The organism is Marinobacter sp. UBA5687 (genome assembly GCF_002420325.1).
GTDB classification, from domain to species: Bacteria; Pseudomonadota; Gammaproteobacteria; order Pseudomonadales; family Oleiphilaceae; genus Marinobacter; species Marinobacter nauticus.
In genome coordinates this window covers 1-13,664 of sequence record NZ_DIHV01000096.1, presented here as the reverse complement: position 1 = coordinate 13,664, position 13,664 = coordinate 1, and the positions used below count along the sequence as shown (strand labels likewise).

At 59.7% G+C, this 13,664-nt stretch carries 14 protein-coding genes; 8 read left to right on the top strand and 6 right to left on the bottom strand.

Going from position 1 to position 13,664, the window contains the following annotated elements:
• Positions 1-377, top strand: a 377-nt coding sequence (locus tag B3Y70_RS10030) for a DUF815 domain-containing protein (protein WP_288589726.1), incomplete at its 5' end; no start/stop codon positions are given.
• Positions 378-381: 4 nt separating this feature from the next.
• Here B3Y70_RS10030 and B3Y70_RS10025 read toward each other — a convergent pair.
• From B3Y70_RS10025 to pdsR, 3 genes are read right to left on the bottom strand one after another with little or no spacing between them, the layout of a single operon-like run.
• Positions 382-1,689 carry a DUF3422 family protein gene (locus B3Y70_RS10025; protein ID WP_022993258.1) on the bottom strand — a complete coding sequence of 436 codons (1,308 nt, stop codon included), beginning with the start codon at positions 1,687-1,689 and terminating at the stop codon, positions 382-384.
• Positions 1,686-3,722, bottom strand: a complete 2,037-nt coding sequence (gene pdsS / locus B3Y70_RS10020) for a proteobacterial dedicated sortase system histidine kinase (protein WP_286894575.1) — start codon at positions 3,720-3,722, stop codon at positions 1,686-1,688. Before pdsS ends, B3Y70_RS10025 begins: the two co-directional genes overlap by 4 nt.
• A gap of 3 nt (positions 3,723-3,725) precedes the next feature.
• Entirely contained in the window at positions 3,726-4,427 is a 702-nt protein-coding gene (gene pdsR / locus B3Y70_RS10015) for a proteobacterial dedicated sortase system response regulator (RefSeq protein ID WP_121207879.1), read from the bottom strand.
• Between the two features lie 189 nt (positions 4,428-4,616).
• On the opposite strand from pdsR, the gene B3Y70_RS10010 reads away from it, so the two are divergent.
• The 5 genes from B3Y70_RS10010 to B3Y70_RS09990 all read left to right on the top strand — a co-directional run bounded on the left by B3Y70_RS10010 (position 4,617) and on the right by B3Y70_RS09990 (position 8,825).
• The gene (locus B3Y70_RS10010) at positions 4,617-6,755 is read left to right on the top strand and encodes a marine proteobacterial sortase target protein (RefSeq protein ID WP_288589725.1); all 2,139 of its coding nucleotides are present in this window, start codon (positions 4,617-4,619) and stop codon (positions 6,753-6,755) included.
• Positions 6,752-7,339 (top strand): class GN sortase, encoded by a 588-nt coding sequence (locus tag B3Y70_RS10005; protein ID WP_011787090.1) that lies wholly within the window; start codon positions 6,752-6,754, stop codon positions 7,337-7,339. Before B3Y70_RS10010 ends, B3Y70_RS10005 begins: the two co-directional genes overlap by 4 nt.
• A gap of 49 nt (positions 7,340-7,388) precedes the next feature.
• A complete protein-coding gene (locus B3Y70_RS10000) occupies positions 7,389-8,108 on the top strand; it encodes a lysophospholipid acyltransferase family protein (protein WP_011787089.1) in 720 nt (239 codons plus the stop codon).
• Positions 8,109-8,179: 71 nt separating this feature from the next.
• Positions 8,180-8,422 carry a GlsB/YeaQ/YmgE family stress response membrane protein gene (locus tag B3Y70_RS09995; protein WP_011787088.1) on the top strand — a complete coding sequence of 81 codons (243 nt, stop codon included), beginning with the start codon at positions 8,180-8,182 and terminating at the stop codon, positions 8,420-8,422.
• A 1-nt stretch (position 8,423) separates the two neighbouring features.
• Entirely contained in the window at positions 8,424-8,825 is a 402-nt protein-coding gene (locus B3Y70_RS09990; RefSeq protein WP_011787087.1) for an MAPEG family protein, read from the top strand.
• 57 nt (positions 8,826-8,882) lie between these two features.
• Here B3Y70_RS09990 and B3Y70_RS09985 read toward each other — a convergent pair whose 3' ends face one another.
• Positions 8,883-9,323, bottom strand: a complete 441-nt coding sequence (locus B3Y70_RS09985; protein ID WP_273031668.1) for an OmpA family protein — start codon at positions 9,321-9,323, stop codon at positions 8,883-8,885.
• Positions 9,324-9,548: 225 nt separating this feature from the next.
• On the opposite strand from B3Y70_RS09985, the gene B3Y70_RS09980 reads away from it, so the two are divergent.
• A complete protein-coding gene (locus tag B3Y70_RS09980) occupies positions 9,549-11,000 on the top strand; it encodes a rhomboid family intramembrane serine protease (RefSeq protein WP_288589724.1) in 1,452 nt (483 codons plus the stop codon).
• An 18-nt stretch (positions 11,001-11,018) separates the two neighbouring features.
• Here the strand turns inward: B3Y70_RS09980 and B3Y70_RS09975 are convergent, their stop codons facing one another.
• Positions 11,019-12,473 carry a hypothetical protein gene (locus tag B3Y70_RS09975; RefSeq protein WP_288589723.1) on the bottom strand — a complete coding sequence of 485 codons (1,455 nt, stop codon included), beginning with the start codon at positions 12,471-12,473 and terminating at the stop codon, positions 11,019-11,021.
• A gap of 32 nt (positions 12,474-12,505) precedes the next feature.
• Positions 12,506-12,889: a PAS domain-containing protein gene (locus B3Y70_RS09970; protein ID WP_273031674.1), complete on the bottom strand. Its 384-nt coding sequence runs from the start codon at positions 12,887-12,889 to the stop codon at positions 12,506-12,508.
• Between the two features lie 196 nt (positions 12,890-13,085).
• Here B3Y70_RS09970 and B3Y70_RS09965 point away from each other — a divergent pair.
• On the top strand, positions 13,086-13,664 hold a 579-nt coding region (locus B3Y70_RS09965), incomplete at its 3' end, for an aconitase family protein (protein WP_288589721.1).

The window sequence follows — 13,664 nt, the reverse complement described above, 5'->3', positions numbered from 1 at the left end:
TGAAAAGCGTGCTGGAAGGCTCACTGGAGCTGCCGCCGGAGAATGTGCGGGTGTATGCCACGTCTAATCGGCGCCACTTGATGCCGGAGTTCATGAGCGACAACCTCAAAAGCGAAGTCCGGGATGGCGAACTGCATCCGGCCGAGGCTATTGAGGAGCAGGTGTCGCTGGCCGACAGGTTCGGTCTTCAGTTGTCGTTCTACCCGTTTTCGCAGGATGTCTATCTGCAGGCGGTGGATCTGCTGTTTTCCCAGGTACAGGACCGTGAAGCTCTGCACCTGGAGGCGGTGCGTTTTGCCACCGGCAAGGGCGTGCGCAATGGCCGCACTGCCCAGCAGTTCTATCGCCAGTTCGCCGGCGACCCGCGCTTCTGCTGAACCGCTACTGCCGGCGTGCCATGCGGATGAAACGATGGTGGATGATGCGGATGCCGATGAACACCAGTACCATCACCACCGGTATGGCCAGGGCTGTCACCAGCGACTCGTTGATCGGTAGCCCGGTGCCCTTCAGGGCGTCCAGCCCAAGTTTCAACAGGCCAATCAGGTAATAGGAGATGGCCACCACAGAGAAGCCTTCCACGGTATGCTGCATCATCAGCTGAATGCGGGAACGGCGGTCCATGGAACTGAGCAGTTGCTGGTTCTGGCTCTGGATGGCCAGCTCAACCCGGGTGCGCATCATTTCAGAGGCCCGGTCGACCCGGCGTGACAGATCTTCCAGGCGTTCGTTGACGGCTTCGCAGGTTTTTACCGCCGGGGTCAGGCGCCGGGTCATGAATTCCGTGATGGTCAGATGGCCGGAGACTTCGTCTTCTCGTAGTTCCTCCAGTCGGGTCAGTACCAGCCGGTGATAGGCCCGGGTTGCCGAGAACCGGAAGGTGGTATGGGCACGGTAGGCTTCGATTCGGGCTGCGATGTTGGTCAGTTCGGCCAGAATCTGCTGTTCATCCAGGCTCTCGTTGTCCGCCAGGGACTGAGTGATGCGGGCAAGCTGCTGATCCATGTCGTTCAGGGAAGGAGTGATTTCCCGGGCCACGGGTAAGGCCAGCAACGACATCAGTCGATAGGTCTCGATTTCCATCAAACGCTGAACCAGGCGACCAAGCTGGCTGTTGGACATATGGTGGTTCAGCACCATGAACCGCCCGAAATTGTCGCTGTGCAACTGGAATGAGCCGAGTACCCGGGCTGCCCCTTCCTGCGGGCTGCTACCCACCAGGCGCATACCTTCAAAATGTTTGCGCATAAAGGCCAGCTCGCTGCGTGCGTCCTCTGAGGAGGCGCGCACCTCAACGTGAAAGGCCCCCACCACGGTACCCTCCAGCTGCGCCAGCCAGCCGTCCGGCAACAGGCTCAAGCCGGTTTCCGCAAACGGATCCGCGTCTGAATCGGCCAGATTGATGAAGGTGTAGGAGGTAAACTCCATATGCACTTCACGCCGGATCCGAAGCTTGCCGAAGCTCTGTTCGTAGCAGCTTACCTCTTGCTCCGGCCAGGGTTCACCCAGCAGCCGGTGCAGTTTCTGGAGATGTTCAAACTGCCGGGTTCGCTGTTCCGGTGTGGTGATCACCGCAATCTGAGTGACCCGGGCATGGGGCGGAATAATCTGGAACGGTCGGGAATGAAGTTCCTGGTACAGATCCGCCCGGAGCGGGTGAAAATCCAGGCTGCTGGTGTCGGCACTCACGGTAATGTCCTTGCTTTGGCCTCGGTAGCGGGGATGATAACCCGGAAGCAGACCCCGTCAATGCCACTCTGGTGCTGGTTTCTGGCCTCTACCCGGCCACCATGGTAGTCGGCAATCAGTCGCACGATCAGCAAGCCCTGGCCAAGATGCCCGTCGTGGGCACCGCTGCGTTGCGAGACGAACGCGCCGAAAATATCGACGCCGTCATGGTCAGGCAGTCGGGAGCCTTCGTTAAACACCTCGATCAGGTAATGGCCATCGTGAATGTGCAGGCAAACATCAATGCCGCCGCCTTCTGGCGTAAAGTCCCTGGCGTTGTCCACCAGCTTGTCGAGCATCTGCACCAGCATTTCCGGCGAGCCGTTCATCACACAGTCAGAAGCCGGGCCTGAATAAACGATTCGATGCCCGGTATCCAACTGCTGGTACGCGGAGGTGGCTTCGGCCAGCACCCGGGCCAGATCGAACGGCTCTTTTTCGGTGTCCTCAAAGCTCTGCTCCAGCCGGGCGGCTTCACTCATGCTGTGCAGGATACGTCGCAGGCGTTCGGTGGCGGTAGCTGCACGCTCAAGGTATTGCTGCCGTTCTTTCTCGGCGACTCCCTGGGCCAGGTTCTCAAGGGAAGAGCGCACCACCGCGACCGGGGTTTTCAGCTCGTGGGAGAGGCGTCTGGAAAAGCTCTCCAGATACTGATTGTAGTTTTGCAGGCGGGCTACCATCTGGGCAAAGTGCTGCTGCAGTTGCCCGAGTTCGTCCCGGCTTCGGGGTGAGGGAATGGCGGCCAGAATGCGACCATCGTCATCGACACTGGCCTCAACCAGTGCCTGCAGCCGCGTAATGCGCCAGGAGAGCCAGCTGGCATAACCCAGAAGCACCAGCATCAATGCCAGAATGATCAACAGGCTCCGGGCCAGAACGCTCCCCAGGGTTGAACCGGACAGGGTCAGTAACTGATCCAGGGACTGCTCCAGTAACAGGATTCGGCCGCCGAACAACTCATGCCGCGTGGCCAGCCAGACCGAGCCATCGTCGTGTCGAACCAGACCGTTGTCGGGCAACCGCGTCATCTCCAGCCGATTGTTTTCCTTCGGCAAGTGCATCGGTTCCGGCTGATACAGGCGAATCAGCCCACTCAGTGCGTTGAGGCTGATCTGTTCCAGAATCTGCCCGGGGGACAAATCATCAAACACCGAGGCTGCGGCTGGCGCAGCGACCCGACTGTGGGCCAGTATCCAGGACCCCGGTTCCAGTACTGTGGCCTGCTGTCCGGGGCTGATCTGACTCTTCAGCAGGTGCTCCAGACGGTTGTCCTGTTGCACCAGCAGCGGTGGTGGCGCCAGTGTTGTGCCCGTGTTGTTGTTTGGCTGACCTTCCCTGGTGGCCTGAAAGCCAAGCCTGCTGCCTGGTGATGGCAAGGGGAGTTTAAGTTCAAGTTCCCAGCTTGCGCCTTTGTCCTGCCAACTGGCCTGTAGCCGGTGATCTCTGGCTTGTGCCGGCTCAGCCCGGTACACCGGTACGTCACCAGGGGCCACCGCACGGATAAACCAGCGTTGCCCCTGGTTGTGGGCGCCCAGTTCCCGGGCCGGGGCCTGAAGCCATAATTCGAGGCGTTCATGGGCCTGGTCTGGGCGGGCGGGATTATAGAGCGCCAGGCCCTGATCCAGTCGCTGGATCAGCAAATACAGGAACTGGTCATCGTGACTGGCCTGCCAGCGTAACGGGGATGTTGTGCCGGCGGTTTGCCAGGGGGCAGGCTGGTCACCATCGTCGAATCCGGGCCACTCATGGCCGTAGCCATCGATGGTGATGGCCTGGTCGGTACTGCCTGCGTAGATGGCGCCCTGGGCGGTGGCGACCGGGGTATCCAGCAGCCGGTCGCCGGCCACGTCTGCCAGACGGGCACCCTGGGCCTGAAGCTGCTGCAGGGCCTGTTGGCGCAGGGCACTGTCCAGTTCCAGCACAAAGCGTAGCCCGGCCCAGGGAACCAGCAGCATCAGCAAACTGGCCAGTAGCAACTGCCGTTTCAGGCTCAAGACTCAGACCTCACGGGCATTCCAGCGGTAGCCCATGCCATAGGCGGTCTGAATGCCGTCGAACTGGTCATCGAGCTGGCTGAACTTGCGGCGGATACGCTTGATGTGGGACGTCACGGTATTGTCATCGAGCACGGTGCTGGCGGCTTCCATCAGCTGCTCGCGGCTGCGTACATGGCCCGGGTGCTGAACCAGGGCATGCAACATCCAGAATTCAGTTACGGTCAGGTCCACAGGCTGGCCCTGCCAGGTTACCGTCATCCGGTCCACATTCAGGGTCAGCTTGCCCCGCGTGAGGATGTCATCGGGTTTCTGCAGAGCTTCGGCCCAGGCTTCCGCGCGCCGAAGCAGGGCGGTGATGCGCGCCAGCAGGTGTTCCAGACTCATGTCTTTGGTGACGTAATCGTCGGCGCCCAGCCTCAGGCCGTGTACGGAGTCGATGTCGCTGTCGCGTGCGGTCAGGAAAATAATCGGCAGGGTGGCAGACAGGCTGCGCAGATCCTGGCACAAGGTAAAGCCCCCCTCGGCTTCTTCGCCCAGCCCGACATCGATAATTGCCAGATCTGGCAGGCTCTGGCGCAGCACCTGCCAGGCCGCTGGCCGGTCGCCATAGGTGGATACCCGGTAACCCCGGCGTTCGAAGGCCGCGCGATAGTTGTCGCGGATGCCGGCTTCATCCTCAATCAGGACGATGTGCTTCTTCATGGTCGGTTCAGTCTGCCTTGTTGACGAAATCGCAGTGCCATTAAATCACGCTGACCATGGCACACAAGCGATGTAGAAGCCATTGCCATAATTCATCATTTTTCATCGTCGGCCTGCCTGTTTCTGCCATCGGGTTGCCCCGTGGCAGAGCTGAAATAGTGGCATCACTATCAAGACAAGGAAAATCCAATGATGCTGCTATCGCTGCTTGCTCACCCGGTCGTTCGGCCGGAATGTCACCGTCCCTCCTTAAAACCGTTGCTGTCGACCCGGGCCAGACGAAACATGATCCGCTGCGCCGAGGGCATCGGCCTCTGGCTGGCCATGGTGTTGATGTTGTTTGTGCATCCGTTGTATGCCGAGGCCCGCGCCATGGAATCCGAGCAGCCCGGGCAGCTGTATCTGGTTGATCGCAAAAGTGCATGGCAGGAACCGGCCCTGGTACTGGACAGCCGGTTTGACGTGCAGGTGACCGGGTTGCTGGCGCAGACGCACCTGACCCGTACCTTTCGCAACACCAGCGATGTCTGGCAGGAAGGCCTGTTTGTATTTCCGTTACCGGAGCAGGCCAGTGTCTATGGCCTCACCATGACCGTTGGCGAGCGGCGGATTGTGGGCCAGCTACAACCTCGGGCCCAGGCTCGCCAGAACTATGAAAAGGCAAAGCAGGCTGGCCAGAAAGCGGCGACCGTGGAGCAGAACCGGCCTAACCTGTTCACCAGCCGGATTGCCAACATCGCACCGGGCGAGGAAGTGACCGTGGAAGTGCAATATCAGCAGCCGGTAAACTATCGTCATGGCGAATTCGAGTTGCGTTTGCCTACCACGCTTACACCCCGATACATGCCGGGCGCCCCTGTTGCCACGCCCGCCAGTGCATGGCAATCCGGCTGGTCATTACCCACAACGCAAGTAGCCGATGCCGATGAAATCAGTCCGTTCACGGTGCTTCCGGATGACGTAAACCCCGGCAGTCACCGCGCAACCATTCAGTTGGATATCGAAGCCGGATTGCCTGTTGATGAGGTGACCAGCCCCAGCCACCCACTGCAGGTCGAGCTGGAGGGTAGTCGTGCAACAGTAGCGCCGGAACAAGGGAAAATCCTGATGGACCGGGATGTAATTGTGCGCTGGCGGCCCGCTGACAACCAGGCTCCGACGGCCGCGTTGTTCCGTCAGCAATGGCAAGGCGAGGATTTTCTGATGGCCATGGTCATGCCGCCTGCAACCACCGGCCAGGTTCTTCGCCGAGAGCTGCTGTTCGTTATCGACACCTCCGGCTCCATGGCCGGGGAGTCTATCCGTCAGGCTCGCTCGGCTTTGTTGAGGGGGCTCGACACTCTGCGCCCGGGTGACCGTTTCAATGTTATCCAGTTCAACAGCCAGGCCCATGCCCTTTATACGCAACCTGTGCCTGCCAATGGCCACTATCTGGCTCGGGCGCGGGATTATGTGCAGGATCTGAATGCCGACGGTGGCACAGAAATGGCCGGTGCGCTGTCACTGGCGATGGGTATGGACAGCTCGGAGTCGTCCGGCCATGTGCAGCAGATGGTGTTCATGACGGACGGGGCTGTCGGCAATGAATCGGCCCTGTTCGATCAGATCCGCACCGGGCTTGGAAACCGCCGGCTGTTTACCGTCGCCATTGGTACTGCTCCAAATATGCATTTTCTCCGGGAAGCTGCGCGCTGGGGCCGGGGTCAGTACACCGCGGTACACAGCGCAGCGGAAGTGGATAAAGCCCTGGGTAAGCTGTTTGCCGCCATGGAAGCGCCGGTGATGACGGATGTCGAGGTGCAATGGCCCGGTACTGTTGCACAACCGGTCCCGGCCAAACCGGGGGATCTGTTCCATGGTCAGCCTATGGTGCAGGTGGTTCGTGGCGCACCGGCTGAAGGGGAACTCACGGTCTCCGGCCGTTTACCCGGTGGCCGGTCGTGGCGCACCAGCCTGGATCTTGCCAGTGCTGCGCCGGGCAAGGGCCTGGACCGACAGTGGGCCCGGGGGCGCATCGATGCAGTGATGGACAGCGCGCGCCTGGCGGGAACTGAGCCCGATGAAGCGGCCATCGTCGAGTTATCACTGAGCCACGGTGTGATGTCGCCGTTCACAAGCTTCGTCGCCATTGAGGAACGTGTATCCCGACCAGAGGGGGAATCCCTCAATCAGGAGGCCGTGCCCACCTTGCTGCCGGCCGGCAGCCAGCCAGGAATGCTGCGTTACCCGCAAACTGCCACCTTCGGTCCGTTGCTGACCGCCCTGGGGCTGGTGGGGCTGATGTTCTCACTGGCCATTGTCATGCTCAGCCGGAGGCAGTCGCTATGAGCCGGGCGTTGCTATTGTTGGTGGGTTGTTCCGCCACCCTGCTGGTCTTTGGTTTGTGGATTCCGTTCAAGGCACTGGTGGCCCAGGAAATGCTGGAGCTGGCCTGGGCCGAGAGCCAGGCCCGACAGAGCGAGGCAAGGCCCTGGCCCTGGGCCGATACCTGGCCAGTGGCGAAGCTGGATATACCGGAACAAGGCGTGTCCATGATCGTGCTGGAGGGCGTTCATGGTGAAAGCCTCGCGTTTGGTCCGGGGCGGGTGCCCGGTAGTGAAGGCCCCGGTGCGCCGGTGGTGCTCGCGGGCCACCGTGATACCCACTTTCGGCATCTACAGCATCTGGAACCGGGCGATGCGGTCAGGCTGCAGGGCATGGATCGGCAGTGGCGACGTTATCAGGTGACAGCCACCCGGGTGGTGGACAGTTCCCGTGAGTCTCTGGATACACGGTCTCTGGCCCGGGATACCCTGGTATTGATCACCTGTTACCCGTTTGACAGCCTGGACGCTTCCGGCCCGTTGCGTTATGTGGTGGAGGCAAAGCCGGCTTACGGTATGGAACAAATTGATACTGTCGCCGCTCTGTGATGTTGGCGTACACTTGTGCGCCAAAATGCAGTGAATCGGATCAAACAGAATGTCACAAGTTCGAAAAATCCTGGCCTGGCTCAGCGTTCCTGTCGTATGCCTGGTTATGATGTTGCTCTACCTCTTTCGGCCTTTCAATCCTGACAACAACCGCATCCTGGGCTGGGTTGTGGCCAGAATCGGCCGATGTATTCTGGGAATGAAGCGCCCCCTCTACGGCGCTGAAAACATGCCCAAGGATCGGCCGACCGTGATTATCGCCAATCATCAGCAGAACGATGATCTGTTTGTAATGGGTGATTTGCTACCGCCTCGTGGGGTGGCGGTTGGTAAATCTTCACTGGTTTGGGTGCCATTCTTCGGGCAGGTATTCTGGCTGGGAGGCAACATCATCCTGAATCGCGGCCGTGCGGCCAAAGCTGTGGCCACCATGCAGGCCACCAGCGATGCCATTAACCGAGAGCGCAAGAGCATCTGGGTGTTTCCGGAGGGAACCCGCAGCCGTGGCCGTGGCCTGGGTAGCTTCAAGAAAGGGGCATTTCACATGGCCGTTGCCGCTGGCGCACCCATCACCATGGTGTGTGCGGGCGAATACCATGGCAAATCCAGAGGCTGGACCGGACGACGGGAGCCTGTGCCTTTGCGGATTCTCCCGCCAGTCGAAACACAGGGCATGACCAGCGAGGACATTCCCGAATTGATGCACCGTTGTCGCCAACAGATGGAAGAGGCCATTGCTGACCTCGCACTTACCCACGGAACTGCTTGAACAGCCAGTGAAAACAGGGCAGTCTTTCGGACGAAACTGACGCTGATTCTGGACATCTGGGGAGTGACATAATGAACCTGATCTGGTTTCTGATCATTGGCGGTCTGGCCGGCTGGCTGGCCGGGCTGATCATGAAGGGCAAGGGCTTTGGCGTGTTGGCCAACATTGGTATCGGGATTGTCGGCTCGTTTATTGGCGGCTTCCTGTTTGGCCTGTTGCAGCTGTCGGCCCACGGTGCCATTGGTCGCCTGGTCACCGCAACAGTCGGGGCCGTGCTGCTGCTGGCCATCGTCAACAAGATCAAGAAGGGCTGACATGATCGTACCTGTCACTGCTGTTTTTGCGGCCGTCACCGGCCTGCTGTTGCTGGTGTTGTCGGCTCAGGTGGTCAAGTACCGGCTGAAATACCGCAAGGGCCTGGGCGTCAATGAGGATCCGGAGTTCGAAGCTGCCGTCCGGGCCCACGCCAATCTTGTGGAATACGCACCGCTGGGTTTGATCATGCTCGCCATTGCCGAGCTCAATGGCGTTTCCGGTTCGCTGATCTACTGGACCGGGATGGCGCTGGTGGTGGGCCGCATTCTGCATGCCTGGGGAATGATCAACGGCAAGGGCGGGCCACATTGGGCACGCATGATTGGTATCCTGCTAACCTGGCTGGCGATTCTGGTTGCGGCACTGTTGCTGTTCTGGAACGTCTGGCAGGTTTATGGCTGAAACGGTGTCCAGCCATTGAAGAACGGGGCCTTGGGGCCCCGTTTGTGTTTCTGTCGATTACAGCGCCCGGGCGACGTCCAGGCTCAGGTATTCCAGTTCCACACGCCGGTTGGCGGCGTGGTCCTCCGGCCGGGTCAGCGGGCGATCCGAGCCCCAGGTGGCAAGCAGGATGGACGATTGCGACACGCCTTCCTGAATTAGTAGCCGGGCCACGGCGTTGGCCCTGAGCCGGGCCAGAAACCGGTTGTATTCGGCAGAGCCAAAGTTGTCGGCGTGGCCGTGGATGCGAACCTGCATGCCGGGGTGCCCTTTGATATAGGCCGCGTGCCGCTTGAGCATATCGATATCCGGGGCATCCAGAGTGTGTTTGTTGAAACCGTAGTGGAATCGGGTACGGTGGGGACGGTCGGCGTCAGCCGCCAGTTGCCCGTTAGTGCCCGCGAAGGCCAGGGCGGCGTTGGCCAGCATATCGGGGTTGTCCAGAACAAGTACGGTCATTTGCTGCTTCCTCGAGTCGAGTGCCCGGCGTTTTTTGTTATGTCCCCTTCACTATTGATGTCAGAGGCCATAACGGCAATTGGCGAATGGTCGATAGCCGCCCGGGTTCTATAGCTACCGATTGAATGGCATTTGTGTGACTGTGTGATTACACCGGGAAAAGAAGGCCCCGCTGTGGTAAAAAGCAGCTTTTCAGGGACAGATTATGATGAATTGTGACCGCCCATGCTGATTATTCCTGCCGAGAATGCCGTAAACTGGAAACGCCCACCCTGGGTAACCCTGGGCCTGATCATGGCCTGCCTGCTGGTCTTTCTGTTCTACCAGGGCGGAGACGACCGCAAGTTCGAAGCCGCACTGGAAGACTATCTGGAGAGCGATCTGCTGGCCCTGGAGGCCCCCGCCTACGAAGACTACCTGCAGCGGGAAATCCAGTTCGAAGGCAGCCAGCAGCGGGTTCTGGAGTTGCAGGAATTCCAGCAACTTCAGGAAAATGAGGAAGCACTCTGGCAGGCGGTGACGTTGCTGCTGGATCGTGAGTTTTACCAGTATCTGCAGCAGAACCGGGATCTGATCTGGGCCCCGGCACAGCGCAACCTTTGGCTGGAGCAGCGCTCGGCGATCGAGCAACAGTGGATCAGCCGGATGAGTGCTTATCAGTTGGGACTGGTGCCGGCAGAGCTCTCGCTGTACACGCTCATTACCTACCAGTTCCTGCATGGCGGCTGGGGCCACATTATTGGTAACCTTCTGTTCCTGTTCCTGCTGGGTTTTACCGTGGAAAAAGCGCTGGGTCCGGGGCGATTCCTGGTGGCTTATCTTGTCTGCGGTGCTTTGTCCGGCTTGGTATTCACCGCCTTTTCCATGGGTAGCCAGGTGCCTCTGGTGGGCGCGTCCGGCTCCATTTCCGGGTTGATGGGCATGTATGTGGCTATTTACGGGCTGCAGCGCATCCGCTTCTTCTACTTCCTGGGGGTTTACTTCAACTATTTCCGGGCACCGGCCATCGCGATGCTGCCGGTCTGGCTGGGCAAGGAAATCTATGACTACTGGTTTGCCGGTGCCACCGGTATTGCCTATATGGCCCACGCCGGTGGCCTGGCGGCCGGTGCCGGGTTGGTGTGGATGCTGGGCCAGAGCTGGCTGCAGGTGAAAGAAGAGTTCTTCGAACCGGAGCAGGAAGAACAGGACGAACAGTTCACCAAGGCCTATGGCCAGGCCATGGCCAGCCTCGGCCGCATGGAGTTCGACCTGGCCCGGCGCCAGTTCGAGGCGTTGCGGGAACGTTATCCGGAACGGCCCGTACTACTTGAACACCTGTATCAACTGGCTAAATTAAGGCCGGACCTGGACAGCTACCGGCTGCGTGCCGAGGAAATGATGGCCGACGCCATCGCCCGGCGACAGCCGGAACAGATGGTGGATATCTGGCAGGAGTACCTGAGCAAGGGTGAGGCCTATCATCCATTGACGCCGGAGGCGCACAACCGTGTGCTGTTCGCCAGCCTTAAGCGCCATGATTTCAAAGCCGCAGAGAAGGCGTTTGAACGCATGCGAGCCAAGGCCGAACCGGACATGGTGAATGAAGCCTGCCGGCTACTGGTGGCGGAGTTCGAGAAACTGCAGATGGAGCCGAAAGCGCGCCATTACCGGCAGCTGTTGCAGGTTCACGGCTGAGGCGTGGCAGGCACGCCCTCAGTCTGAAACCTGAAAGCTCGCTTTTGGCCCTTTCAACGGTTGCTGGTTCGCCGCCTGTTCCAGCCAGACATCAATGTGCTCGTGGGCCGGATGGTTCACGCAGCGCTTCTTGATGAACGACAGGAACGCACTGGCTTTTTCCCATTGCTGCAGGCCATTGGCGAGGGCCTGGGCGACAATCAGGTAGGCCGGTGCCAGCTGATCGCTGTCCGGGAAGCGTTTGTGGAAATCCTGCAGTAAACGGATAGCTGCTTTATGGTGGCCCCGATGGTACAGGGTGCCCGCACACTGCACTGCCAGTTCCGGGTCGTCCAGCTGGAACCTCGGCTCCACCACCTGCAACGTCTGTAACAGTTGATTCAACCCGTCTCCATCATGCCGTTGGGCCAGCCAGGCCATAATCCTGGGGTGGTAGCGGTACAGCTCTTCGGCATCATTGCGGGCGGTCAGCAACTGGTAGAGCTGGCCGATGCGGGTAGGGTTGGTCTGGTCCCGTTTGAGGGCTTCCTTGAGCATGCTCTGCACGCGGTCGTAGTTGCCGTCTTTCAGGTTCATGTCCAGATCGGCATCAAACCGGCTGCTGCGATCCCGCTGGTGTTGGTCGGTTTCCGAAATCTCGTCCTGAATGTCCGAGGCAAATCCGAGTTCTTCCTGATACTGGAACAGCAGGTAGCCCAGCATGTGAAACAGGATCAGGGTAAAGGTACTGTTCAGGAAACCGGCCAGGGGTTGGGCCACCCACATGGGGAAATGGTTCACGGCAAAATCCTGCGCCGCGCCGGAAGCCAGGGTGAGTAAAATCAGGTACCCGTAAAGCAGGAAGTAGGGCGTGCCGATGCGCGAGATCAGCACCGCCAGGTTCATGGGGTTTACAGCTGCGCCCACCGAGCGTTCCATGGCCAGCACCATGATGCTGGCCGGCAGTGCCAGTACCACAAACGCCACCGCAAGCATCATCAGTATCGGCCCGCCCAGCATGGCGGCGGCGCCTACCAAACCGCCCATCAGCACAAACACCAGCAGTTGCAGCACCACAATGTCAAAACCGCTGCCGGTAAACGCCACCGACACCGCTGGCGGTTTCAGATGGCCTTCCGCAGTGTGGTTGATCACCGCATAGGTGTACTTGAACAGAGCCAGGGCCAGCACGAGCCAGATGATCAGGCCAATAATATTGGCCGGCGCCACCACAGGAACCAGAGTGCAGATGGCGATGACAATCAGCGGATCGGTGTGGAAGGGGTAACGGAAAAAGGCCCCCACCCGCTGCCAGAAGGGCACCACCTCAGTGGCGGCGCCCAGATAACGCATGGCTTTACTGCAGCGGGGACAAAGCGCCCGGCGCTGGCGGGTATCGGCATCCGGCATACAGCGGCTGCAATAGTGCATCTGGCATTCGCCACAATGCCACTTGGCAGGGTCGCCCGGATGGTAATGACAATCGTGCTTCACGGAGAGGATCCTGGTCCGTCAGAAAACAGGCGCTAATGATGACAGAACTGGCAGGGGGTCGCAGCCATTGTGTTCACACTGCGGGATTCCGGTGCCCCGCAGCTCAGCCGGCGGTTACCCTTGCGGTAATTGAAGGTAGAACCGGTGAAGTGCCCGGTGGTGTCCCGGTCATAGTGCAACTTTTCGATCACGCTTTTGTCGGTCAGCGGCCCTTGAAGAATGCGCGGGTTCTGGCCCTCCAGCTCGTCCGGGCTATACCCGGTTGTTGCGCAGAAGGCCGGGTTGGCATAGAGAATCCGGTGTTGGGCGTCGGTGACCAGTATAGAGCTGAACGACAACTCGGTTGCCGCGCGCAACAACATGAGTGAGTCATCAGCAGAGATACCTGGCAGGTTCATGGAAGGTACCTTGGTCAAGTTGCCGCCTGTGGTGTCGGGTGGCGTTGGATTGAAACCATAGGCCTGCATTGTTCAGATTGCCGGCCGTGTCAACGCAAGTGACTATTCACCAAGGAAATGTCGAACATTCATCGTCGCCGGTTGAAGTCTCACTTATCGGTGCAATAGTTAGTAGATAGAGTGTTACCAGACAAACTCCACGAGGAGGCAACGTATGTCGAACACATCACCAAGCAAAGACAGCCTGAATACCCTCTCCACCCTGAGCGCGGGTGGCAAGACGTACCACTACTATAGCCTGCCCAAGGCAGCAGACACCCTGGGCGATCTCAGCCGCCTGCCGTTCTCCCTGAAAGTGTTGCTGGAGAACCTGCTGCGTAACGAAGACGACACCACGGTCGACCGCTCTCACATTGATGCCATGGTGCAATGGTTGAAAGACCGGGGCTCCGACACGGAAATCCAGTTCCGCCCGGCCCGGGTGCTGATGCAGGACTTCACCGGGGTGCCCGGGGTGGTGGATCTGGCGGCCATGCGCGAGGCGGTAAAGCAGGCGGGTAAAGACCCGGCCCTGATCAACCCGCTGTCGCCGGTGGACCTGGTCATCGACCACTCGGTGATGGTGGACAAGTATGGTAATCCGTCTGCCTTCAAGGACAACGTCGCCATCGAGATGGAACGCAACCAGGAGCGTTATGAGTTCCTGCGTTGGGGCCAGCAGGCCTTTGACAACTTCCGGGTGGTGCCACCGGGGACTGGCATCTGCCACCAGGTGAATCTGGAATATCTGGGC